Below are 23,776 nucleotides of genomic sequence, written 5' to 3'. Positions count from 1 at the left end.
GCCATACGTACAACACCGCGGCTCGAGCCGTTCTTCCCAAGCCTAGGTGGCGGTCGGCGAGCGGCTAGGCGCGGGGATACGGCCACGGATTGAAGCGGCACTTCTTACCGTCCATCGGCACCACACCATCCGGATCGAGGGTGGCGATGTCGTTATTGCGGGTACCGAAGGTCTGCTGCATCATCACCGGCGCGAGCCCACCATCCACATCACAGGGCTGATGCTCGTGATAGCCGATGGCATGACCGACCTCATGATTGATCTGATACTGCCGATAGGATCCGATATCGCCCTCGTACGAGAGCGCGCCACGCACCCAGCGCACCTCCGACAGCACCACGCGCCCCAAATCGGTGTTGTAGCAGGAGGAGTCGATGGGGATCTCGAATCCGCACGATTTGTGCGTGGTGTTCCGGGAGGTCAGCGAGACCCGGAAATCCGGGGTGCCGTTGTCGACGCGGCGGAAGCCGAAGCGCGAATCATGGGTCCAGCTCTTGGGATTGGCGAGCGTGGCATCGACCATCTGCCCCACCGAGGTGTCGCCGCCGAACCCGGAAGTGTCTACGCCGTCCTCGATTTCGACGGTGTAGGTGAACACGTGCTCCGAGCCGGCACCGACCTGTGCCGTACCGCCGGGCACGATATGCCAAGCACCACTTCCGATCTCGGTGAACGGGCCACCGCCCGGCACCGCGCCGGTGGGTAGGTCGGCGGCGAATTTGCCGTCCGCCTTGGGCGGCACGCCGCCGATGATCTTGGCGTTCTTGTCGGCGTGGTCACTCAACCGCCCGAACCCGGGCACTCCCGTGACACTGTCACCGCCATCGCGGAAGGCGTCCACGGCCACCAGCACCGTCACCACGAGCAGCACCGGTAGCGCGTACGCGCGCCAGCCGTAGGTGGAGACGAAGCGGCCCAGCGCGCTCTGTTTCCTGGTCTCGCGTTCGGGGCGCTCGCGGGCGCCCTCGGGTGGTGCGGTCGGATCCCAGCGCGCGCGTAGCGGCTGATGCGGGAGTGGCAGTCGTTCCTCGGCGAGTACGGGAAGTCCGGACTGTCCGCGAAGTTCCGGTTGTACGGATCCCTCCGGCTGTGCCGGTACGTTCTCGGCATACAGCCCGAGCGGATCATAGATCGGGCCGGTCGGCCGGCCTTTCCGCTTGGAGTTTCTGCCCCCGTCGTCGGTCACACCCACCAGACTCTCACAGTGCATGCGAACGCACTCGGGTGCCGTCATCGGGGCAGCGACGGATCTCACAAATCACCGCATGTGCTACACAGTTGTGACCGGCCTCGCATAAGCGAGGCGGCAAGCGCGGTCGTCGAATACACGACGCGCATCCACAAAGCCTTGTGCGGATCCGACAAACATCCAGCACATCAATATTCGGAACCTGGATCGGCACCGACCCCTCGAGCGAGTATCGTTCGGGTGATACCCGGTGACATCCTTTCCGCCGGTAATCGACTGGGAGATCGGAAAATGACTGACCTCGTGGACCGGATGACGGCGCACCGCAGTTCATCCGAGGCCATGGCGCCGACAAAGCGCGGCACCCGCCTGCCCCGCGAGGCCCGTCGCGCACAGCTTCTCGCCGCCGCCGGCGAGGTGTTCGTGCTCCGCGGTTACCACGCGGCCGGTATGGATGAGATCTCGCAATGCGCCGGCGTCAGCAAACCCGTGCTGTACCAGCACTTCTCGAGCAAGCTCGAGCTCTACCTCGCGGTACTGCAGAACTACGTCGAATCGCTGGTCTCGAGTGTGCGCCAGGCGCTGCGCTCCACCACCGACAACAAGCATCGCGTCCGCGCCGCCGTACAGGCGTACTTCGACTTCGTCGATCACGAAACCCAGGGCTTCCGACTGGTTTTCGAATCCGACCTCACCAATGAGCCTCAGGTGCAACGCCGCGTGGAGCAGGCCACCGAATCATGTGTGGACGCGGTCTTCGACCTCGTCGCGCACGACTCGGGTCTGGATCCTTATCGCGCGCGTATTCTCGCGGTCGGTCTGGTCGGCGCGAGTCAGATCAGCGCCCGCTACTGGCTCGAAGCGGATCGCCCGATTCCCAAGGATGAAGCGGTCGATACGACTGTCGCACTCTGCTGGGGTGGCCTCTCACATATCCCCTTGCACCCCATCGACTGACAAATACAAAAGAGTAAGTAAAGCAATTGCCCCGTTGAATTCTCAACGGGGCAATTCTCTTTGGAGCATTCGGGGTTCGGGGGCTTGCCCCCGGGAGTCCCGAGAGTTCGTTATACCGCCGCGAAACCGACGCGGCCTGCGGACGGCGCACCGATCTCGACGTAGGCGACCTTGTTGGCCTGGATCAGGTACTTGCGGCCCTTCTCGTCGGTCAGCGCCACGACGCCGCTCTCACCCTGCAGCGCACCGGTAACCAGCGCCTCCACCTCGGCGGGAGTCTGCGCGCTGTTGATGATCAGCTCACGCGGGCTATCCGAAATACCGATCTTGACCTCCACGGCCAACCTCCGAACCTAGAGTCCTGTGCTGTCTTCGCCAAGGCTAGTGCAGGGCGCGCGCCCACCGGCAGCGACCGCCCTGCGCTGAGAGCGAACTAGCCGAGGCAGTTCACGAATGGGCTAGCCCAGCCCGAGCACGCGCATGCGCTCGGCATGGCTGTCCTGCATGTGCTCGAACAGAATCGCGATGCCGTTCAGATCACCGGTGGCATCGAGCACCAGATCGGTCAGCTCATCGCGCTGCGCCATCACGTACTGCGCCTGCGTGATCGCCTCACCCAGCAGGCGGCGACCCCACAGTGTCAACCGGTCGCGCTCGGAACGGTTCTGCTCGACCGCCGTCCGCACCTCCTCGATGACGAACTCCGAATGCGAGGTCTCGGCCAGCGCATCACGGACCACGGCGGCGACCTCGGGAGCCAGGGCGCCGGCGATCTCGGTGTAGAAGTCGGCGGCGATACCGTCACCGACATAGAACTTGACCATCGACTCCAACCAGGTGGAGGGATCGGTGGAGGCGTGATAGGCGTCCAGCGCGCGCACGAACGGGGCCATGGCGTCGAAGACATCGGCACCGCGCTCCGCGAGCGCCTTTTCGAGGGTCACGAAATGACCCATCTCATTGGCGGCCATCTTGGCCACGGCTACCTTGCCGCGCAACGACGGCGACAATTCGGCCTCTTCGGCCAGACGATAGAAGGCGGAGATCTCACCGTAGGCGAGAACCGCGAAAAGGTCGGTGACTCCGGGGTGACCGGCGGCGATCCGAGCGTCGGCAGATTCCGACGCGTCGCCCAGCGCGGTAGACGAGTTTGCTCCCATGGACCACACCCTAGTCCGCGCGTACGAACGCCATTCACCCATCGGTGACACATCATCGGCCGTACCCTCGAATAGCTCGGAAATCATTGTGCCACAACTATTTTCATGATCATCAGACTGGCGTCTCGGGAGAACCCCATGCCCACATCAATTCAAAATCTCATCGTGCTCGGCGACAGCCTCTCCGATATCGGCATCAAACGCGAAGCACCCACGGGCATGTTCGCCCGCGCCCTGGGCAAAATGCGCACCAATGAGGTCGGCCGCTACAGCGACGGTAAGAATTGGGCCGATTTCCTCGTCGAATGGATGGGTGGCGAACCACTGATCCGCGGTGATAAGAAGCAAACCGAGTACGCCACCGAACCACACCGCACCCTGACCACCAATTCCCTGGTGCTACGCACCAACTTCGGCGATCTGGCACCGGTCAAGTACGCCAACTACGCCGAAGGCGGGGCCATCGCGGCCTCGGACTGGAAACCCAAGGCCGGTGCGCTCGGCTACCTGAAAGAGCAGGTCTCCGCCTATATCAACGCTCGTCGCAAACTGATCGACCAGAACCAGTTCACCGGCCACACCATGCACATCATCTGGATCGGGCTCAACGACATCATCACCGCGAAACGTGAGGTGCCCGCGAACCCCGGCCCGATCGACAAGCCCGGCACCGGAATCCGGCCGCTGGTGCAGGAGATCAACGAACTCGTCAACGAGATCTGCGATTCGTTCCCGACCAATCCGTCCTTCGAACACTTCGTCCTGATCGACCTGCCCAGTCCGCTGGTCTCGGTGCGCTTCCAGGACAAGGTCGCCGATAAGGGCGAAGACTCGGTGGCACAGGCGGTTCGGAATGTCGACGCCTTCAACGCCGCCCTGCGACAGCTGGCCACACACTGGGTGAAACCCGGACCGAAAGGCGGACTCGGCGCCCTGCAACAGACCATTTCCTTCGTGCCCATGTCCGCTTGGATGCAGGTCGTCTCGAACAATCCGCAGCAGTTCAACCTGACACGGCTGGCACAGAATCATGGACCGGTCCCGTACATGGGCATGCGGGATCAGACCCCACCCGCCATCCGCCGCGCCCTCACCACCAGCGATCTCGCACACCCCACCCAGGCGGTGTACGAGCTCATCGGCCGGCAGATCGCCGATGTCCTGGTCCCCAATTACCGACTGGGCACACTGACCACCGGATCCTGGCCCGAAAGGCGGCCCTTCCCAACGATTCCCGGAATCTGACCGCCCCGCGAGCCGGGCTAATTCAAATCCCGTAGGAATTTATCCAGGTACGTCCATGTGGTTTCGCGGGCTATCAGAATGCCGAGGTGAGAACCGGGTGCGGTCTCGTACCGCACCTGCGGCGACCCGGTCAGCGTGGTCTTGCCGTGCTCCACCGCCGGAGCCGGGGTGATCGCATCGGTGGGCCCGCCGACCAGTAGCACCGGCACATTCACATCGGCGAGGACGATGGTGCGATCACCGAAATGCACCACGCCCTTACCGATGTCATTGTTCAACATGAACCGGCCCCACAGCTGGTTGTAGAACCGGCCGGGATAACCGGGCAGCGAATTCTGGAAACGATCGATCGTTTCCATCCGCTCCAGCGTCGCCGTATCCGCGAGATTGCTCGCAATGAAGAAGGGGCGCTTGAGTTCTCGATCCCAGGCGGTAGCGCGATAGGCGATCCGGGTCAGCTGCGCCGAGACGCCGCCGGTGGCGCGAATCGCGGCCGTGGCGGTACGCCCGCCGTCGAGTCGGGCCAGGGCGCGCAGTTCCCGCACGCCCACCATGTGGTTGTAGCTCAGCGGCGCACCGACGGCGGTGACCGAACGGATCGGCAGCGTCTGATCGGCGGCCACGGTCAACAGCGCCAGGACGCCGCCGATGGACCAGCCCACCAGATCCACCGGCTGCCCGCCGCGATCGGCGGAGACCTGGCGAATCGCCTCGGGCAGGATGTCGTCGATCCAATTCTCGAAGCCCATACGGCGGTCGTCGAAGGTGATATCGCCGTAATCGACCAGATATGGCGCGCGGCCGGATTCGAGCAGAAAACGCGCCATGCTCTGTTCCGGGCTGAGGTCGAAGCAGAAGGCGGGCGCGGCCAGCGGCGGCACCAGCAGGACCGCCGGATCACCGTCCGCGGATCCGTCATAGCGGCGCAATTCCCGGTGCGGCGCACTGGAAAGTACGGTTGACGGAGTGGGTTCGGGTGCCCCGATACCGGTACCGAAGGTCAGGGCCCACGCATTGCGCGCGGCGGTGCTCACGGTGTCTGCCAAGCTCACCCGCACAACTTCGCACATACTGCTACATCATGTAACACCTATGTGAGCAATCCAACTGCCGACCAGGCCGACCCATCCGGTCGCCGGGCCAATTACGGTGCGGCACAATCCTTAACGCGGCTGCGAAGACCGATGCCGGACAGCGGGTATACCCGACAATCGCGTCTATCAGCGCAATATCGCAGGCAATTGCGGTGGCAGGAAATTGGGCGAAGACCGTATCACGCTACAATCTCCGCAGACAACGGAAATTTTCGCCCGAACGAGTTGACCGGATACACCGTGAACCGGTGCTCGGGCGGCCGTAGTCCACGGAAAATGTGCGCGCACTCCGATCCGCAACATTGTCCGCCGCGCCAGGTCGATGCCCGAAAAGGTATCCCGCAGCGGCGACAGGACGAACGGATCAAGTGGCAGCGCGGACCGACCGGTCCGCCCCACACCTCGTGCGCGCGAGACGCGATAAAACGAGGAAGGCACGAACCCTGAGCAAGATCACCGTAGAGCAGGAACCCGGAGTGGCCGACACGCTACTGACCGCGGAGCTCGACGAAACCCACACTGCCCCCACCTTCGCCGAACTGGGCGTGAACCCTGCCATCGTGCGCGCGCTCGGCGAAATCGGCATCGAACGCACCTTCGCCATTCAGGAACTCACCCTGCCGCTCGCGCTGGCCGGTGAAGACCTCATCGGTCAGGCCCGCACCGGTATGGGCAAGACCTTCGGTTTCGGTGTGCCCCTGCTGCACCGGATCGCCTCGCAGACCTCGGGAACCATTCCGCTGGACGGCACTCCGCGCGCACTGGTCATCGTGCCGACGCGCGAGCTGTGCATGCAGGTCACTTCCGATCTGGAGAACGCCAGCAAGCACGTGCAGACCCACGAGGGCCGGCCGCTGCGCGTCACCTCCATCTACGGCGGACGGCCCTACGACACCCAGATCGCCGCGCTGCGCGACGGCGTCGATGTCGTGGTCGGCACCCCCGGACGACTGCTGGACCTGGCCGAACAGCAGCATTTGATCCTGGGCAAGGTCCAGGTGCTGGTGCTCGACGAGGCCGACGAAATGCTCGACCTGGGCTTCCTGCCCGATATCGAACGCATTCTGAGCATGGTCCCGAACCAGCGTCAGACCATGCTGTTCTCGGCCACCATGCCGGGACCGATCATCACCCTGGCGCGTACGTTCCTGAACCGGCCCACGCACATTCGGGCCGAGGAGCCGCACGACTCCACCATTACCGACCGCATCACCCAATTCGCCTACCGGGCACACGCTTTGGACAAGAGCGAAGTCGTCGCCCGCATTCTGCAGGCCGAAACCCGTGGCGCGACAATGATTTTCGCGCGCACCAAGCGCACCGCACAGAAGGTCGCCGACGATCTGGCCGAACGCGGCTTCTCCGTCGGCGCGGTACACGGCGACCTCGGACAGATCGCCCGCGAGAAGGCGCTCAAGAAGTTCCGCGAGGGCAAGATCGACGTGCTCGTCGCCACCGATGTCGCCGCGCGCGGTATCGATATCGACGATGTCACGCACGTCATCAACTACCAGTGCACCGAGGACGAGAAGACCTACGTGCACCGCATCGGCCGCACCGGCCGCGCGGGCCGCAGCGGCGTCGCGGTCACCCTGGTCGACTGGGACGAGCTCAAGCGCTGGGCCTCCATCGACCAGGCGCTGAAGCTCGGCATGCCCGAACCTGTTGAGACGTACTCCAGCTCCGTGCATCTCTTCGAGGACCTCGGCATCCCCGCCGGATCCACCGGTCAGGTGCGCAAGCGCCCGGTCGTTCGCGATGAGGAAGCCGTCGTCGTCGAACGCGAAGCCCGCTCCCCGCGCAACCGCAATCGCAAGCGCACCCGTGGCGCTCGCACCGGCGACGTGATGGAGGCCACCAGCACGGATTCGACTGCCACCAACGGCAATTCGGTCAACGGTAGTGCGGTGAACGGCAACACCGTCAACGGCAACACCGTGAATGGCAACGCTGTCAACGGCAACGCCGTGAATGGCAGCGCTGTCAACGGTGACGCGGCCAACGCGGAAGGCTCCGCCGACAAGCCGGGCCGCCGCCGTCGTCGCCGTCGCGGCCGTGGCGGTTCCGACAATGCCACCGCCACAACGGTTTCCACCACCGAAGCAACCACCGACACCGAGGCTCCCGCCGAGACCACCCCGTCCGAGTCGACCGACGCCCCGGTGCGCGAAGGCCGCAGGCGTAACCGCAACCGCCGCAATCGCGGCTCCGCCGACACCAACGGCGCGAGCGACAACGGCGACGACTCGAACAGCACCGAGGTTGCGGCCACCACCGGAGTGGTGTCCGAGACCCCTGCTGTCGCAGTCACTTTCAGCCACGCAGCCGAAACCGGTGCCGCGGCAGCAATTTCCAACGGCTCCGCCGAGCCCGCCGAAACGGCAGCGAATTCGGTTGCCGCCGTGACTGATTCGGTGACAACCACCGATTCGGCGGAGGCCACCGCACCGGCCGCGCGCACGCGCAGCCGCCGGGTACGTGGTTCGAGCGAAAGCGTCAACGGCTCGGCACCGATTGCCGAGAGCCCGGAGGCCGCGGATTCCGTTGCCCCCGTGCCGGATTCGGCTCCGGTCGCAACCGAGACCGCCGCCACTGCCGCACCGGCGAAGCGCACCCGCGCCCGCCGTGCCGATAAGCCCGCCGACGATGCGGTGAACGGCAACCCCGTCGCCATCACCGCTTCGGCCGATGCGGCTGCCACCGTCACGGCTGCCGCGACCGAGGCCACCGAGCCCACTGCCGCAGCGCCCGCCAAGGCCACCGGCCGCCGTCGGGCCAGCCGTCCGGCATTGGCTCCGGGTGACGCGGTGATCGAATCCAACGGTGCCGCAAGCGGTTCCGGTGATCCGATCGCTGCCGCGGAGGCTCCGAGCGAACCGGTCAAGACCCCGGGTCGCCGTCGGGCCAGCCGCCCGGTATCGGCTCCGGTCGACGCCGTGAATGGTTCCGCCACCGCCGCACCGGTTTCCGCTGATCCGGTTGCCGCCACGGCGGTGACCGTCACGACCGAGCCGGTCAAGGCACCGGCGCGTAAGCGGGCCACCAAGGCGGTCGCGGAGGTCGCCGTCGCGGCGGAGACCGCGGAGCCGGTCAAGACCGCTCGCAAGCGCACCACCAAGGCCGCGACCGAGGTCGTCGAGACCGTCGCCGAGGTCGCCGTGGCCGAACCGGTCAAGGCACCGGCGCGTAAGCGGGCCACCAAGGCCGCCCCGGCGGTCGAGGTCGCCGCCGAGCCGGTCAAGGCCACTCGCAAGCGGACTACCAAGGCCCCGGCGGAGATTGCCGAAGCCGTCACCGAAATCGCGGTGGCCGAACCGGTCAAGGGTCCCGCACGCAAGCGCGCCACCAAAGCTGCCCCGGCAGTCGAGGTCGCCGCCGAGCCGGTCAAGGCCACTCGCAAGCGGGCCACCAAGGCCGCGACCGAGACCGTCGCCGAGATCGCGGTACCGGAACCTGTCAAGGCTCCCGCACGCAAGCGCACCACCAAGGCGGTCGTCGCCGAAGTGGTCGCCGAACTGGTGACGAGCACTCGCAAGCGTGCGGCGAAGGCCGTAGCCGAGGTCGCCGAGGTCGCCGAACCGGTCACGGCTCCGGCGCGGAAGAAGGCCACCAAGGTCGCCGAACCGGCAAAGACCACTCGTAAGAGCGCTGCCAAGAGTGCTGCGGCGGTTGAGGTTCCGGCCGAGCCGGTCAAGAAGGCCAAGCGCGCTACCAAGGCCGGCAAGACCAAGGTCGCCGAAGTCGAGGTTGTCGAGGTCGAGGCTCCGAAGTCCGCCGCCAAGAAGCGGACCCGGAAGGTCGCCGCCTCGGCGTAACGGACGGAATCGGCTACTCTCGCTGTCGTGCTCGCACCCGAGCGGCGAACGCGCGCCGATCTTCTCACCGCTGTCGCGATCGCCGTTTTACTGGTGATCGCGACAGCGGTGGTTTTTTGGACCAGCGATGCCCGGGGTACCGAATCGGTGACCACGGACCAGACGCTCTCCGCGCCACCGACTCCGGAACAATTACCCGCCACCCTGCGTGAGGTGTGGAATTCGCCCGACGCGGCAAGCGCCCGGGCGATCACGGTCGGCGGGGTCGCGGTCACCGCGTACAGCGGCACCGTCACCGGACGCGATCCGCGCACCGGCGAACAGGTGTGGAAGTACGAGCGGGATATTCCGCTGTGCGGTGTCGAATCCCAGTTCGGCACCGTCATCGCCACCTACCGGGATCAGCGCGGCTGCAGTCAGACCACACTGCTCAATGCCGAGACCGGTGGCCGCATCACCGCCCGCTCCAGCTATATGGACGACACCGTCGAACTGTCGGTGGACGGCACCTACACCCTCGCGCAGGGCCCGGACCGCCTCGAAGTATGGCGTTCGGATCTGGTGCGCACCCTGGAGTACGGCAGGGTCGACGCCCCGGTGAACCCGCACACCCAGCCGCGCAGCGACTGCCGGCTGCTCTCGGCGGCCTCGGCCCCCAGCCGGATCGCGGTGCTGGAACGCTGCCCCAAGGACACCGCCGACCGACTCACCGTGCTGAATCCGGCCCCCAAGGACGGCACCACACCCGAGGAGTACAGCACGCATGTACTCAACGAATCGGGCGGCGCGTCCGAGAGCGCGCGGGTAATCGCGGTGTCGGACAGTCGAATCACGCTCTATCTGCCCGGAATGGGTACCAGCCCACCACAATTAGCGGTCTACGATATCTCCGGCAATACCGTTGCGATTCACCAGCTTCCGGCTCCGCTGCCGGACACCGCCCTCGTCAGCCATTTGAGCTCGGAGTGGTTCGTGTTCACCGGTGACACCCTGATTGCCTTGAACGCCACCACCTTCGACGTCATGTGGGTCGCCGGGAACGTACTCGGCACCCCCACCCTGATGTCCGGTCAGCTATTGGTCCCCTCCCCCGACGGTCTGCGGGCGCTGGACCCGATCACCGGGGCGGCAACCGGCCGAATCACAGTGCAGCGCAGCGACTATCACAATGAGCCGATTTCACTCGCGGCCGTCGGCGGCACAGTCCTGGAATTGCGCGGCGGCAAGCTCTACGCCCTCGCTGCGAACTAGCCCGAAACCGCTCCCCCGCCGTCGCGGCCTGCTCGAAACGGTTCCGCCCGCCACCGGAGCATTTTCCTGCGCCGCGGACCGAGTCGCGAGGATTGTCGGGCATGATCGAGTACGTGTCCGCACCCGAAAATCGGCTGATATTGCTTCGACACGGTGAGACGGAGTGGTCGGCCGCGCGCCGCCATACCGGGCGCACCGATATTCCGCTGACACCCGCCGGGGAGGAGCAGGCCCTCGCCGCCGGGAAATTGCTGGCCGGGCTCGGCCTGCGCGATCCACTGGTATTCAGCAGTCCCCGCAGGCGTGCCCTGCGCACCGCCGAATTGGCCGGATTGACCGGCGTTCATATCGACGACGATCTGGTCGAATGGGATTACGGCGAATACGAGGGACTCACCACCCTGGAAATCCAGCAGATGGCACCCGAGTGGACCATCTGGACCAGCTTCACTCCCGAAGGCGAAACCGCCGCACAGGTACGCAAACGCGCCGATCACGTTCTCGCAACGGTCATTCCCGAACTCTCGACCCGCGATGTGGTGCTGGTCGGGCACGGCCACTTCTCCCGCGTCCTGATCGCCCGCTGGGCCGAGTTCGAGGTGGTCGAGGGGCGGCGGTTCTTCCTGTCCACCGCCGCCACTACCGTGCTCGGGTACGACTACCAGGCTCGAACCGTGCTCGCGCACAACCTGGTTCAGCAGCTCGAAGGGACTGATCGATGATTCGCCGCGCCACACCCGCCGATATCCCGGCCCTGGTGGGACTCGTCTACGACCTCGCCGAATACGAGAAACTGCGCGACGAGTGCACGCTCACCGAGGAGCAGCTCGAATCCGCGCTCTTCGCCGAGCATCCGGCGGTCTTCGCGCACGTGGCCGAGGGCCCCGGCGAAATGGGTGTGGTCGGTTGCGCCATCTGGTTCCTGAACTACAGCACCTGGACCGGCGTGCACGGGATCTATCTCGAGGACCTGTACGTCAAGCCGGAGACACGGGGCCTGGGCCTCGGCCGGGATCTGCTCGCGGCACTGGCCCGCGAGGCCGTCGAGCAGGGGTACGCGCGCGTCGACTGGTCGGTGCTGGACTGGAACGAACCGTCCATCAACTTCTACCGGTCCATCGGCGCTGTGGCACAGGACGAATGGACCGACTACCGCCTGGCAGGTGGCGCGCTCACCCGATTGGCCGCGCACGCCGACGACTGACCCGATCCGGAATCAGGGGTAGGTCAGCCGTCCAAAAGCGCTCTACGAGGCAATCAGCCGGGTTCAATACCCGGCTGACAACACCTACTCCGGCGACGTGTCGTACCCGGCCGCCATCCATCGATTGGAGGCCGGGGCGAACAGCAACACCAGAGCACCGAGCGAAACCGCCCCGAACGGCACCGCCAGATCCCAGCGATCCGAGGTGACCATGTACCAGGCCACCCCGAGCAACAGCAGCTGCGTGATCACCGCGATTGCCCGGCCCCAGCGCCGCCCGCGCAGCAGGCCGATACCCGCCGCGAGCACCGCGCCACCCACGATCACCCCGTAACCGGCGGTGAGATAGCTGTTCTTGGCGCTCTGCGCGGAACCGGTCAGGCCAGTCACCAGCAGCACGATCACAGCCACCATGCCCAGCGCACCCTCGAGGGTCACCAGCGCACCCGCCCCGCGCACCGTATTCGGCACGACTTCGCTCGCGCTCGCCTTGTTCTCGCCGGAGTTCTGCTCAGCCACCCGCCCAGCCTACGACCGTGCGTCGTGGATGCTCGCGCGGCCGCCCGCACGGTGTGATTCCGATCGCGGCCCGCCACAACAACTCCCGTACTCGCGACTCGAAGCGGACGCATGACCCGGACCTCAGTAGGCTGCCTAGGGTGCGGACGCTGCTGATCGTGAACCCCAATGCCACCTCCACCACCCCGGCCACGCGCGATCTGCTCGCCCACGCATTGGAGAGCCGCACACAGCTGACGGTCGCACACACCGAACATCGCGGACACGCGGCCGAACTCGCGCGCTGGGCCGCGGACACCCGGATGGATCTGATCGTGGTGCACGGCGGCGACGGCACCGTGAACGAGACCGTCAACGGCTTCCTGCCGCTACCGCACGAACCGCAGCGCGAATGGCTGCCGCGGCTCGGCGTGATTCCCGGCGGTTCGGCGAATGTGTTCGCGCGCTCACTCGGTATCGAACAGGATCCGGTGACCGCCACCAATCAATTGATCGATCTGCTGGCGGCGGAAGGGGATCGGCGTATCGGGCTCGGCCTGGCCGAGGACCGCTGGTTCTGCTTCAGCGCGGGCGTCGGCCTCGACGCCGATGTGTGCGAGGCGATCGACAGCAAGCGCGCGAACGGCAAAGCCGCTACTCCCGCACGGTATCTGCGCACCACGGTGAAGCAGTTCTTCAAGGCCGCGCGCAGTCTTCCCCAGGTGCGCTTGGAGATTCCGGGTCACGAACCGGTCACAGATGTCCATTACGCATTCGTGACCAACACCAGTCCGTGGACGTACCTCGACAACACGCCCGTGCGTACCAACCCCGGGACCGCGTTCGAATCCGGTCTCGGAGTGTTTGCCATGCGCACCATGGGCCTCGTACCCACCCTGCTGATTGCCCGCCAGTTGCTGGCGAGCGACGGAAATCCCAAGGGACACAAATTGTTTCGCGAAGACGACGTCCCGTCGGTGCGCGTCGAGGCCGCCGAGCCGATCGGACTGCAAATCGATGGTGACTTCATTGGCCGGCGCAACATGGTGAATTTCACAGCCGCACCGGATATCCTCGATGTGGTCGCGCCGAAGCCCTGACCGGCGGGACACACGAGAGAAACCTTGCGGTTGCGCTGCGAAAACCCGCTCGACCGAGTAGAAATGGTGCGGCAGGCCCGCATAGTAGGGGTCTTACAGTGTGGGCTTCCCCACGGTGCACCAGGTATCTATTGACATCTACGGTGTTCGTGAAAGCATTCACAAGCAACCGTGCGGAAACATTCGAGTCGCACAAGTGAACGGACCACAAACCCGAGGGGCAGAGCCATGCGCTCGCCCTAGCAAAGGAGCAGAGGAATGGACTGGCGCCACAAGGCCATCTGTCGCGACGAGGACCCCGAGCTGTTCTTCCCGGTGGGTAACAGTGGTCCCGCGCTCGCGCAGATTGCCGATGCCAAGCTGGTCTGCGCTCGCTGCCCGGTCACCGCCGATTGCCTGTCCTGGGCCCTGAAGTCCGGCCAGGATGCAGGCGTGTGGGGTGGGATGAGCGAAGACGAACGTCGTGCGCTGAAGCGTCGCAACGCTCGCACACGTACTCGCACCGTCGTCTAACAGCACGTAGACGACGTATAGCGCTAAGGCCGCAGGCTTTACGGCCGTAGCGCAATTCAGCCCGGCACCACAAAGGTGCCGGGCTTCAGTGTGTTCAGGACAACTCTCGTAACTCTCGGGGGCTTCGCCCCGAACCCCCAAACGCAACTCGCGGGCCACGCCGCCGAACCCCGGTTCGAATGCGCGAGCCCTGCAAGAACAAATTCCGTTGAGCGGGATTTGCTTATGCGGAAATTGCGAGAGGGCCTCACCAGGAATGGTGAGACCCTCTTGGAATGGCGCGGGTGTGCAGGTTTCTAGCGGGCTGAACGGCGGCCCAGGGGGACGCGAAGGACGGCATCTGTTCCTATGTCCGCGCCCGGGTGCAGGCCGATGGAGCCGCCCAATTCGGCGGTTACCAGGGTTCGGACGATTTGCAGGCCGAGGCGGTCGGAGGCTTCCAGGCTGAAGCCGTCGGGGAGGCCGCGGCCGTCATCGCTGATGATCACATCGAGCCAGCGGGCGGAGCGCTCGGAGCGGATGGTGACGGTTCCGTTTTCGCCGGCGTCGAAGGCGTGTTCAATTGCGTTCTGGACCAATTCGGTGAGAACCATGACCAGCGGGGTCGCGCGTTCGGCGGAGAAGACGCCCAAAGAGCCTGCGCGACGGACCTTTATGCGAGCGGTGTGCACCGTAGCGACATCGGCCATTATCGGCAAGAGGCGATCCACGACCTCATCGAGATCGACCTCCTCGTCCACCGACATCGAGAGCATTTCGTGCACAGAGGCAATGGAGGTGACGCGTCGAACCGATTCCGTGAGAGCCAATCTGGCCTCTTCGTTCTCGGTGCGACGAGCCTGCAACCGCAACAGGGCAGCAACCGTTTGCAGGTTGTTCTTCACCCGATGGTGGATCTCGCGAATGGTCGCGTCCTTGGACAGCAGAGCGCGATCGCGGCGCTTCACCTCGGTGACATCGCGCACCAGTACGGCCGCGCCGGCGAGTTCACCACCCGGGCGCAGCACCAATGTGCGCAAGAGCACGGTCGCGCCGCGCGCCTCGACTTCCATTCTGCGCCCGGCCTTTCCGGCCAGCGCGGCTTGGATATCACCGACGACTTCCTGCGCGTCGAACGGATCGGTGATGAGTGAACGGGTGGTCAATGCCAGATCCTGTCCGACCAAATCGTTCTGCAAACCCATGCGGTGATAGGCCGAGAGCGCGTTCGGGCTGGCGTACACCACGATGCCGTCGGTATCGAGACGGATGAAACCGTCACCGGCGCGCGGACTGGAGTGCGCTCCGGTGCGATCCTCCAGCGCGGGGAAGGTGCCGTCCGCGACCATCTGGCAGAGATCGTCCGCGCACGCCATGTACGCGATCTCCAAGCTGGAGCGCATCTTTCGGCGCTGCACATCGGTATCGCGGCCGAGAATGGCGATCACATCGTCGCCGACGCGCACCGGAATCGCCTCGCGAATCGCGTGCACCGGATGCGGGTGGTAGACGCCCGCCACCTCGGAATCGGTATCCACGCGGACGATATCGCCGGTCAGTAGCGCCTCGAAGATCTGCGGATACGCCTCTTTGGTCGCCAGCGAACCGACCAGATCCTCCGGATGCACGGTGGGCGCGGTGGTGGGGCGGCACTGCGCAACGCACACCACATCCGCGCCATCGGCTATCGGCCCGGTGCCCACCCACAGATGCAGATCGGCGAACGACAGGTCCGCCAGCAGCTGCCAGTCCCCCACCACCCGCTGCAGATGATCGACTGCCGCACCCGGTAGATCGGTGTGCTCAGCCAGTAGATCGCTCAGTGTCGACATTCACCCACGCTCCTCAGATCCCCACAACACGGGTATCTTCCCACGCCTACAAAGGTTCGCGGCCCGTCCGGGTTCTGGACTGAGTGGAGCGGGGAGCGAAGCGGAGGAGCGGAGGGAGCGAAGGTTCCGGACTCTCAGGGCCGCGAACCCGCCCGGAGCGAAGCGGAGGGCAAATTAGGCAGAGTTGATGACCGCGATCAGGTCGTCCTTCTGGATTACATCGCCGGGCTTGACGTTGATGGATGCCACGGTGCCCTCGGCCTCGGCCACGACCGGGATCTCCATCTTCATCGACTCGAGGATCACCAGGGTGTCGCCCTCCTTCACCTGATCGCCAACACTGGCGACGATCTGGTAGACGGTGGACACCATCTCCGCGAGTACTTCCTCAGCCATGTTGCCCCTTGGTTCGCTTTGGCCCGATCCGATGAAGGTACAGCCAACCACACGTGAAAGAATGGTCTTCAATCAGAAGGGAGACTACCTATGGGTAAGCGTGGACGTAAGAAGCGTGGCCGCAAGAAGAACGCAGCCAATCACGGCAAGAGGCCAAACGCCTGAGCTGGTTTTCTAGCTCGAAATGCACTGAGCGGCATCACTTCTCGACGAAGTGTGCCGCTCATGCTATTTCTGTCCCGCCTCTCCGCGACTTCAGCGCACGGCCTGGGAGCCGTTGGCCGCTGGGGACGCGTGGTGCGGGCGGGGCGGGACACCGATTTTGGGGGTACCCCAGGAGTTACCCCGAAGCTCGCGAAATCAGTTGTCCCGCCCGAAGACGCGAGTTGTCTATTGCGGTTCGATGCTCGTCTCGACCTGAGTGAAAGTTGTCCGGATCTCCATGGTGAGGCGGGCGCGCAGGGAGTCGGGGGCGCGTTCACCGCCGCACTTGCGGTTCAGTAGCGACTTGAGCTTCTCCTCGAGGCCGTAGGCCTCGATGCACGGCGAGCAGCGGTTGATGTGCTCCCGCAGCCGAGCCTTGATGGTCTCGTCGCACTCGTTGTCCAGGAGCAGCCAGACGTCGGCGAGTACCGCCGTGCAGTCCATATCCATCTCGTCGCTCACTGGGTGACCTCCTGACGCGCGTCATTGCCCGACCGGTTGAATCCGCGCTCGCGCGCCACATCCGCGAGCAGGCCCTTGAGCTGCTTACGGCCTCGGTGCAGGCGGGACATGACAGTGCCGATGGGGGTTCCCATGATCTCGGCGATTTCCTTGTAGGGGAAGCCCTCCACGTCGGCGTAGTAGACCGCCATCCGGAATTCCTCGGGAAGTTCCTGTAGAGCGCGCTTGATCTCATCGTCCGGTAGCGCCTCCAAAGCCTCCATCTCGGCGGAGCGCAAACCCTGCGAGGTGTGTTCGGCGGTGGCGGCGAGCTGCCAGTCGGTGATCTCGTCCGTCGGATACTGCGCGGGCTGGCGCTGCTTCTTCCGATACGAGTTGATGTAGGTATTGGTGAGGATGCGGTACAGCCATGCGCGCAGGTTGGTGCCCTCGCGGAAGGAGCGGAAGCCCTGGTACGCCTTGGCGAAGGTCTCCTGGACCAGATCCTCGGCATCGGCCGGGTTGCGGGTCATGCGCAGGGCCGCGCCGTACAGCTGATCGAGCAGCGGCAGTGCGTCGCGCTCGAATCGGCGGCTCAGTTCCTCGGTGGTTTCCGTGCTGCGGACACGGGTTTCGCCGTCGTTGGTGTCGCCGCCGTCGATGGCCTCGTCAGTTTGCGAGTCGTCATCGGGCAGGCGACCGACCTTATCGTCGTCGCTCGTCACGCTGTTCCCTTCGATCGCCGTAGCAGTTGAATCTACCGCGAGCGGGGCGAGCGCCGGGAAACCGGCAGGGCGAGCGACGTCCGCTGGGATGCCCATGGCATCAGCGGGGATGTGCATCAGCATCCGCACCGGGCGTTCTTCGACCAGAACGGTCACCGATTCCTCCTTCGTGATGATTACCTCGCGCACTGCGAGCTTTCGGCTTTCGCGTGACGCGTATGGCGTGCAACAGGCCGATAGATCGGCATGTTCCCGAGAGCGGAAAGAAGGGGCGCTGACGCTAGGTCCCGGGGGCTCCGCCCCGAACCCCAAAAGCATTCGCGTCCAGGTCCCCGGCCCAAATAGGGTGGCGACCATGGCTTCTGCTTCAACTCCGGCGATCAAGGCACTGGTGCAGGCGAAGGTGGAGCACCGGGTGCACGCGTATTCGCATGACCCGCGCAGTGATTCGTATGGTGCGGAGGCGGTGGACGCGCTCGCCGAAGAGCTGGGATTGGTCGCGAGGCAGATCTTCAAGACGCTGGTGATCGAGCTCGGCTCGGGTGGGCTGGCGGTGGCGGTGCTGCCGGTTCCGGCGAAGCTCTCACTCAAGGCGGCGGCCGGGGCACTGGGTGGCGGGAAGGCCACGATGGCGGACAAGGCGAAGGCCGAGCGCACGACAGGCTATGTGCTGGGCGGGATTTCGCCATTGGGGCAGAAGAAGCGGCTGCCCACCGTGATCGACGAATCGGCGCTGGATTTCGATCGGGTGCTGTGCAGTGCGGGTAAGCGCGGGCTGGAGATCGAGCTCGCGCCCGCCGATCTGGTGCGGCTCACGGACGCTGTCACCGCGCCGGTCGCGGCGGGTTGAACCCCGTTTCCAGGGTGAGCTGAGACACCGTGCCGGAAAAAACTTGCCAAGAGACAACTATCTCCACATACTTGCTCAGTACAACTAGTTGATTAGCGCAAGCAGTTGCCCGATGCAAGGAGGTGCGATGTGGCTGATGACCCCGCGCAACCCGGCTGCCCCGTCACCGATGACATCGCCGACGCCGTCGCCAACCAGATCATTCGACTCAGCCGCCTGCGCGATCGCACCAACGCGCAGATCGCCGCCGCCACCAACGGCGAAGTCGAACCCGCCGCATTCGCCATCCTGTTCAGGCTCATCCACGACGGGCCCATGCGCTCCGGAGCATTGGCCGAGGCCCTCTACTCCGACGCCTCGACCATCAGCAGGCAGGCCGCGAATCTGGTCAAACGCGGCCTCATCGAACGCCGCGCCGATCCCGCCGACGGCCGGGTCAGCGTACTCGCGGTGACCGCCGAAGGCCGGACCGTGGCCGCTGAGATCCGAGTACGCCGCAATGAGGCACTGACCGAGATCATGACCGACTGGACACCCGGCGAACAGGACACCTTCGTGGGCCTGCTCACCAAGTTCGTCGACGGCTACGAGCACACGCGCAGCACCAAATTCGCCGCCCTCTCCGCCAAGGCCGGCAACAAAATTCTTCCGAAAATCGATTCCGCAGAAGGTAATTCGTGACCACAACAGCCGACCAGGAGACCGCGTCGCCCGCGGGCTTCACACACAAACAGATCATGGTCGTACTCAGCGGCCTGCTGCTCGGCATGCTGCTGGGCGCACTCGACCAGACCATCGTGTCCACCTCCATCCGCACCATCGCCGATGACCTGCAGGGTTATTCGATGCAGGCGTGGGTGACCACGGCGTACCTGATCACCGCCACCCTCTCCACCCCGCTGTACGGCAAGCTCTCGGATATGTACGGCCGCAAGCCGTTCTACCTCGCGGCCATCACGATCTTCGTGGCCGGATCGCTGCTGTGTGCCTTCGCCACCTCCATGTACGAGCTGGCCGCCTTCCGTGCCTTCCAAGGTCTGGGCGCGGGCGGTCTGATGTCGCTGGCGCTGACCATCCTCGGCGATATGGTCGGGCCGCGTGAGCGGGCGCGCTACCAGGGTTACTTCCTGGCCGTGTTCGGCACCTCCAGCGTGGCCGGGCCGGTACTCGGCGGCATCATCTCCGGACAGGACACCATCCTGGGCATCACCGGCTGGCGCTGGGTGTTCCTGGTGAACGTACCGCTGGGCATCATCGCCCTGGCCGTCGTCTCGCGAGTCCTGAAGCTGCCCAAGGTGGAGCGATCCAAGGCGACCGTCGACTGGTTCGGCGTACTCACCATGGCCGTCGGACTGGTGCCGTTGCTGGTCGTCGCCGAACAGGGCCGCATCTGGGGATGGAGCAGCACGAACTCCATCATCTGCTACGTGGTCGGCGCGCTCGGCCTGATCGGATTCGTGGCGGTACAGGCCAAACTCGGTGACGCCGCGCTGATTCCACTGCGTATGTTCAAGAACTCCACTTTCGCACTCGGCGTTGCCATTTCGATCGTGGTCGGTTCGGCCATGTTCGGCGGTATGACACTGCTGCCGCAGTACCTGCAGGTGGTGCGCGGGTCCAGCCCGACCCTCGCCGGTATGCAGATGCTGCCGCTGGTGGTCGGCATGATGGTGGCCTCGATCTTCGCCGGTCAAACCATCTCCCGTACCGGGCGGTACAAGATCTTCCCGCCGCTGGGCGCGGGTCTGCTGGTGCTGGGCCTGTTCCTGCTGCACTTCATCGGCGCGGACACACCGCTCTACGTGGCCATGCTGTTCATGCTCGTGGTCGGCCTCGGCCTCGGCAATCTGATGCAGCCGCTGACCCTGGCCATCCAGAACGCGCTGCCGCCGCAGGACATGGGCGTCTCCACCGCGGCCGCGACCTTCTTCCGGCAGATCGGCGGCACGCTCGGTGTGGCGGTCTTCCTGTCGATTATGTTCTCGCAGGTCGGGCCCAATATCAGCACCGAACTGCAGTCTGCGGCCACCACGCAGGAGTTCAAGACCGCGGTCGCGGAGGGCATGCACAGCACCAACCCGGCCGAGGCCGCACTGACCAATGGTCTTGCCACCGGCGATCATTCGGCCGCGGCCAAGGTGCTCGACGACAGCTCGGTCATCCAGCAGCTGAATCCGACACTGGCGCATCCGTTCAAGGTCGGCTTCGCCAATGCCATGGACACGGTGTTCCTGGCGGCGTCCGCGGTCGCGCTCATCGCGCTGATCCTGGTGCTGTTCTGGAAGGAAGTGCCGCTGCGCATGGCGGGCGGCATCCAGGCCCGGGCGGAGAAGGTCGAAGAGACCGACGTGGCGGCCATCGGCTAGTCCGCGAACGCTCCAGCTGGGCAAATGGCCAGCAGTGACACGCACACATCCGGTCGTATTCCACGGGAAGCGGCCGGATGTGTGCGTTACTTGTGTGTGCGTTTCCCATCTCGCCAGGTTCGTTTCGACCCGAGGATGTGATGTGGTTATGTCCCCAAACCAGCGTTTTCGCGCCGGTGTAGTGGCCGTTTCCGGCGCGCTGCTGCTGGCATTGGCATCCGGCCCGCTGACAGTGGCGACGGCGTCTGCCGCACCCGTCAACCCCAACTATCCGCTCGCTACCGACCCGAGCGCACCCGGCCAGCAACAGAAGGACGAAAAGCCGGAGAAGGCAATCAAACTCGGTGGCAGCGTGACAACCAAGGTCATCGACCTTTACACCGGTGTGGTCAAGTGCGTGCTGAATATCGCGTTGCCCTCAGTGAAATGCGACTTATAACAAACTCTCGTAACTCTCAGGGGCTTCGCCCCCGAACCCCCAGGAGCCGTTCGAGAACGCCGGTCAGATCAGGCTGATCTGACCGGCTTGTTCGTCCGCTTTCGCCAATAGCTCGGGCCCGTTGTTGCGGACGCTGTTCACCAGCGAGGGCACCGGGCGGATGACAATGTCCGAAACCACTTCTGTGCCTGGGGTTTCCAGGAGTTCCTCGGGGGCGGGGTGATCGGGGTCCAGCCAAGCGTCCCAGTGCTCGCGGGGCATGGGTAGGGGCATGCGGTCGTGCACCTTGGTGAGATCACCGACCGCGTCGGTGGTCAGGATGGTGCAGGAGAGCAGGGGTTTGGCCGCGTCGCCGAGGCTGCGGTCGCGCCAGACGGACCATAGGCCCGCCATGTAGAGGCGGCCACCGTCGGCCCTGGACATGAAAAATGGCTGTTTGACGGCCTTTCCGGTCGCGCCGGGCTCGGTGACCCACTCGTACCAGCCGTCCATGGGGACCAGACAGCGACGCTTCTTCACCGCATCACGGAAAGACGCTGTGGTGGCGGCCTTGTCGGCACGGGCATTGAAAAGGGGTTTGCCCTTGGCCGGGATGCCGGGTTCGGCCGCCTTGGTCCAGGGCGGGAGCAGGCCCCAGCGCATGGCGCGCAGGCGTAGCGTCGCCGGGTCCCCGGGGTGGTCGCGGTCGTGCCGCTCCACCACGGTGAGCACCTGATTGGTGGGTGCCACGTTGTAATTGGGGTTGAAACCCGTCTCGGCGGTCTCGTCGATGGCATCGAGTTCGACAGCAAGTTTGGCGGGATTCGTCGTTGTCGCGTATCTGCCGCACATGTCGACCATGCTGCCACCGAGCACCGACAAACACCCGCAACGTCATGTGATGGCGATTGACTTCACTTGTGACGTGTGAGACGTTCGTCCCATGTCTGCTACCGACACCGCCTCGATCGATCCGGACGCCATGCTGACCTCCGTCAACCCCGCCACCGGCGAGGTGCTCGCCACCTACCGCATCGATGACGAGGCCGCGGTGCACGCCGCGGTCGCCGAAGCCCGCATAGCCGCCGCCACCTGGGGCGCATTGACCTACGCCGAGCGCAAGCGGCACCTGCTGCGCTGGAGCAGCAAACTGGTCGCCGAATCCGATGAACTCTGCGCGCTCATCCACGCCGAGAACGGCAAGCCCCTGGACGATGCTTACCTCGAGCTCATGCTCGCGCTGGAACACATCAAATGGGCGGCTTCGAATGCCGAGAAGGTGCTCAAGCCCAAGAAGATCGCACCCGGCGCGCTCATGGCCAATTTCGCGGCGCATCTGGAGCAGCGGCCGCTGGGTGTCGTGGGCATCATCGGGCCGTGGAACTATCCGGTCTACACACCCAATGGTTCCATTGCCTACGCGCTCGCCGCCGGTAATGCCGTGGTGTTCAAGCCGAGCGAATTCTCCACGGGCATAGGCAATTTCGTGGCCGCGGCGTTCGCCGAGGCGAATCCCGAACTGCCGGACGGCGTTTTCGCCACCGTCAACGGATTCGGTGCCACCGGTGCGGCTCTGGTGCGCGCGGGCGTGAACAAGCTGGCCTTCACCGGGTCCACCGCGACCGGTAAGAAGATCATGGCCTCGGCCGCCGACTCGCTCACCCCGATCCTGCTGGAGTGCGGCGGGAAGGACGCGGTGATCGTGGCCGCCGACGCCGATATCAAGGCCGCCGCCGACGCCGTGGCCTGGGGCGCGACCGCCAATTCGGGGCAGACCTGCGCGGGCGTGGAGCGGGTGTATGTCGACAAGTCGATCGCCGAACCGTTCATTGCCGAGGTCAAGCGGATTCTCACCGATATCAAGCCGGGGTCGGATGCCAAGGCGTCGTACGGGCCGATGACCATGCCCAGCCAGATCGATATCGTGCGACGGCATATCGAGGACGCCATCAAGAACGGCGGCAAGGCCGTGCTCGGCGGGCCCGAATCCATCAAGGGGCCTTTCATCGAACCGGTCATCCTGGTCGACACCGACGAATCCTCGGATGCGGTGTGTGAGGAGACCTTCGGGCCGACCGTCACCATTCGCACGGTGAACGGGATCGACGAAGCGGTCGAGCTGACCAATCGCAGCAAGTACGGGCTCGGATCGGCCGTCTACTCGGCCAAGCACGGCCTCGAAATCGCGCGCCGGCTGAATGTCGGCTGCACATCGGTGAATTCGGTGCTCAGCTACGCGGCCATCTCCGGACTGCCGTTCGGCGGCGTCGGCGACTCCGGTATCGGCCGCATCCACGGCGCGCCCGGCCTGCTGGAGTTCTCGCGGCCGCATTCGATCGCGGTTCAGCGCTTCACGATTCCGGGCATGGCGCTGCTGTCGTACTCGCGCACCGACACCACCATGAAGCTGCTGCGCAAGATCGTGCCGTTCCTGCACGGCCGCGCCAAGTAGATTCGGCGCTTGCGAATGCCGGTTCCTCGGGGGACCGGCATTCCGCGTCTCCGGTGCAGGATCACCCGGAGGCGCCATCAGGGCTCC

Annotated in this window: 23 protein-coding genes and 1 pseudogene; 14 read left to right on the top strand and 10 right to left on the bottom strand. The window is 65.1% G+C overall.

What is annotated here, in order from left to right; all coding sequences use genetic code 11:
- Nucleotides 1-64: 64 nt before the first annotated feature.
- Nucleotides 65-1,021 carry a DUF3152 domain-containing protein gene (locus GFY24_RS10280; RefSeq protein ID WP_228566207.1) on the bottom strand — a complete coding sequence of 319 codons (957 nt, stop codon included), beginning with the start codon at nucleotides 1,019-1,021 and terminating at the stop codon, nucleotides 65-67.
- A 459-nt stretch (nucleotides 1,022-1,480) separates the two neighbouring features.
- Between GFY24_RS10280 and GFY24_RS10275 the strand changes: the two genes are divergently transcribed.
- Nucleotides 1,481-2,146, top strand: coding sequence for a TetR/AcrR family transcriptional regulator (locus GFY24_RS10275; protein ID WP_153804797.1), 666 nt, complete (start codon nucleotides 1,481-1,483; stop codon nucleotides 2,144-2,146).
- Between the two features lie 110 nt (nucleotides 2,147-2,256).
- Here the strand turns inward: GFY24_RS10275 and GFY24_RS10270 are convergent, their stop codons facing one another.
- On the bottom strand, nucleotides 2,257-2,484 hold the full coding sequence (locus GFY24_RS10270; RefSeq protein ID WP_309230693.1) for a DUF3107 domain-containing protein: 228 nt from the start codon (nucleotides 2,482-2,484) through the stop codon (nucleotides 2,257-2,259).
- 120 nt (nucleotides 2,485-2,604) lie between these two features.
- Nucleotides 2,605-3,306 (bottom strand): ferritin-like fold-containing protein, encoded by a 702-nt coding sequence (locus GFY24_RS10265; RefSeq protein WP_153804795.1) that lies wholly within the window; start codon nucleotides 3,304-3,306, stop codon nucleotides 2,605-2,607.
- A gap of 138 nt (nucleotides 3,307-3,444) precedes the next feature.
- Here GFY24_RS10265 and GFY24_RS10260 point away from each other — a divergent pair, with 138 nt between their 5' ends.
- The gene (locus GFY24_RS10260) at nucleotides 3,445-4,551 is read left to right on the top strand and encodes an SGNH/GDSL hydrolase family protein (protein WP_153804794.1); all 1,107 of its coding nucleotides are present in this window, start codon (nucleotides 3,445-3,447) and stop codon (nucleotides 4,549-4,551) included.
- A gap of 17 nt (nucleotides 4,552-4,568) precedes the next feature.
- Here GFY24_RS10260 and GFY24_RS10255 read toward each other — a convergent pair whose 3' ends face one another.
- Nucleotides 4,569-5,603 (bottom strand): alpha/beta fold hydrolase, encoded by a 1,035-nt coding sequence (locus GFY24_RS10255; RefSeq protein ID WP_309230692.1) that lies wholly within the window; start codon nucleotides 5,601-5,603, stop codon nucleotides 4,569-4,571.
- 518 nt (nucleotides 5,604-6,121) lie between these two features.
- Between GFY24_RS10255 and GFY24_RS10250 the strand changes: the two are divergent.
- The 4 genes and pseudogenes from GFY24_RS10250 to GFY24_RS10235 form a co-directional block, all read left to right on the top strand.
- Nucleotides 6,122-7,768 (top strand): annotated as a pseudogene (locus tag GFY24_RS10250) (DEAD/DEAH box helicase); the annotation flags it as partial.
- A gap of 1,719 nt (nucleotides 7,769-9,487) precedes the next feature.
- Nucleotides 9,488-10,711, top strand: a complete 1,224-nt coding sequence (locus GFY24_RS10245; RefSeq protein WP_228566177.1) for a hypothetical protein — start codon at nucleotides 9,488-9,490, stop codon at nucleotides 10,709-10,711.
- 113 nt (nucleotides 10,712-10,824) lie between these two features.
- Nucleotides 10,825-11,433: an acid phosphatase gene (locus GFY24_RS10240; protein ID WP_375336029.1), complete on the top strand. Its 609-nt coding sequence runs from the start codon at nucleotides 10,825-10,827 to the stop codon at nucleotides 11,431-11,433.
- Nucleotides 11,430-11,915 (top strand): GNAT family N-acetyltransferase, encoded by a 486-nt coding sequence (locus GFY24_RS10235; RefSeq protein ID WP_153804791.1) that lies wholly within the window; start codon nucleotides 11,430-11,432, stop codon nucleotides 11,913-11,915. Before GFY24_RS10240 ends, GFY24_RS10235 begins: the two co-directional genes overlap by 4 nt.
- 84 nt (nucleotides 11,916-11,999) lie before the next feature.
- Here the strand turns inward: GFY24_RS10235 and GFY24_RS10230 are convergent, their stop codons facing one another.
- Nucleotides 12,000-12,329: a hypothetical protein gene (locus GFY24_RS10230; protein ID WP_228566206.1), complete on the bottom strand. Its 330-nt coding sequence runs from the start codon at nucleotides 12,327-12,329 to the stop codon at nucleotides 12,000-12,002.
- Nucleotides 12,330-12,574: 245 nt separating this feature from the next.
- On the opposite strand from GFY24_RS10230, the gene GFY24_RS10225 reads away from it, so the two are divergent.
- Both GFY24_RS10225 and GFY24_RS10220 read left to right on the top strand, forming a co-directional pair.
- A complete protein-coding gene (locus GFY24_RS10225; RefSeq protein ID WP_309230691.1) occupies nucleotides 12,575-13,513 on the top strand; it encodes a diacylglycerol kinase family protein in 939 nt (312 codons plus the stop codon).
- Between the two features lie 258 nt (nucleotides 13,514-13,771).
- A complete protein-coding gene (locus GFY24_RS10220) occupies nucleotides 13,772-14,026 on the top strand; it encodes a WhiB family transcriptional regulator (protein ID WP_011211115.1) in 255 nt (84 codons plus the stop codon).
- 296 nt (nucleotides 14,027-14,322) lie between these two features.
- On the opposite strand, the gene GFY24_RS10215 is transcribed toward GFY24_RS10220, so the two are convergent.
- Together GFY24_RS10215 and GFY24_RS10210 are read right to left on the bottom strand one after the other, a co-directional pair.
- The gene (locus GFY24_RS10215; protein WP_153804790.1) at nucleotides 14,323-15,837 is read right to left on the bottom strand and encodes a sensor histidine kinase; all 1,515 of its coding nucleotides are present in this window, start codon (nucleotides 15,835-15,837) and stop codon (nucleotides 14,323-14,325) included.
- Nucleotides 15,838-16,011: 174 nt separating this feature from the next.
- Nucleotides 16,012-16,233: a biotin/lipoyl-binding carrier protein gene (locus tag GFY24_RS10210; protein ID WP_153804789.1), complete on the bottom strand. Its 222-nt coding sequence runs from the start codon at nucleotides 16,231-16,233 to the stop codon at nucleotides 16,012-16,014.
- Between the two features lie 90 nt (nucleotides 16,234-16,323).
- Here GFY24_RS10210 and GFY24_RS43630 point away from each other — a divergent pair, with 90 nt between their 5' ends.
- Nucleotides 16,324-16,398, top strand: coding sequence for a 50S ribosomal protein bL37 (locus tag GFY24_RS43630; RefSeq protein ID WP_153805149.1), 75 nt, complete (start codon nucleotides 16,324-16,326; stop codon nucleotides 16,396-16,398).
- Nucleotides 16,399-16,623: 225 nt separating this feature from the next.
- On the opposite strand, the gene rsrA is transcribed toward GFY24_RS43630, so the two are convergent.
- A complete protein-coding gene (rsrA, locus tag GFY24_RS10200) occupies nucleotides 16,624-16,887 on the bottom strand; it encodes a mycothiol system anti-sigma-R factor (RefSeq protein WP_153805148.1) in 264 nt (87 codons plus the stop codon).
- A gap of 8 nt (nucleotides 16,888-16,895) precedes the next feature.
- Entirely contained in the window at nucleotides 16,896-17,699 is an 804-nt protein-coding gene (locus GFY24_RS10195; RefSeq protein WP_194852838.1) for a sigma-70 family RNA polymerase sigma factor, read from the bottom strand.
- Between the two features lie 259 nt (nucleotides 17,700-17,958).
- Between GFY24_RS10195 and ybaK the strand changes: the two genes are divergently transcribed.
- The 4 genes from ybaK to GFY24_RS10175 all read left to right on the top strand — a co-directional run bounded on the left by ybaK (nucleotide 17,959) and on the right by GFY24_RS10175 (nucleotide 21,258).
- On the top strand, nucleotides 17,959-18,453 hold the full coding sequence (gene ybaK, locus GFY24_RS10190) for a Cys-tRNA(Pro) deacylase (protein ID WP_153804788.1): 495 nt from the start codon (nucleotides 17,959-17,961) through the stop codon (nucleotides 18,451-18,453).
- 129 nt (nucleotides 18,454-18,582) lie between these two features.
- A complete protein-coding gene (locus tag GFY24_RS10185) occupies nucleotides 18,583-19,134 on the top strand; it encodes a MarR family transcriptional regulator (RefSeq protein WP_309230690.1) in 552 nt (183 codons plus the stop codon).
- Nucleotides 19,135-19,190: 56 nt separating this feature from the next.
- A complete protein-coding gene (locus GFY24_RS10180) occupies nucleotides 19,191-20,819 on the top strand; it encodes an MDR family MFS transporter (RefSeq protein ID WP_153805146.1) in 1,629 nt (542 codons plus the stop codon).
- Nucleotides 20,820-20,967: 148 nt separating this feature from the next.
- On the top strand, nucleotides 20,968-21,258 hold the full coding sequence (locus tag GFY24_RS10175; RefSeq protein WP_153804786.1) for a hypothetical protein: 291 nt from the start codon (nucleotides 20,968-20,970) through the stop codon (nucleotides 21,256-21,258).
- Between the two features lie 63 nt (nucleotides 21,259-21,321).
- Here GFY24_RS10175 and GFY24_RS10170 read toward each other — a convergent pair whose 3' ends face one another.
- Nucleotides 21,322-22,089: an SOS response-associated peptidase gene (locus tag GFY24_RS10170; RefSeq protein WP_153804785.1), complete on the bottom strand. Its 768-nt coding sequence runs from the start codon at nucleotides 22,087-22,089 to the stop codon at nucleotides 21,322-21,324.
- Nucleotides 22,090-22,180: 91 nt separating this feature from the next.
- Between GFY24_RS10170 and GFY24_RS10165 the strand changes: the two genes are divergently transcribed.
- On the top strand, nucleotides 22,181-23,689 hold the full coding sequence (locus GFY24_RS10165) for an aldehyde dehydrogenase family protein (RefSeq protein ID WP_153804784.1): 1,509 nt from the start codon (nucleotides 22,181-22,183) through the stop codon (nucleotides 23,687-23,689).
- Nucleotides 23,690-23,776: the final 87 nt, after the last annotated feature.

This window comes from Nocardia sp. SYP-A9097 (assembly GCF_009649815.1).
Lineage (GTDB): Bacteria > Actinomycetota > Actinomycetes > Mycobacteriales > Mycobacteriaceae > Nocardia.
This window is presented reverse-complemented; position numbering and strand designations above follow the sequence as displayed.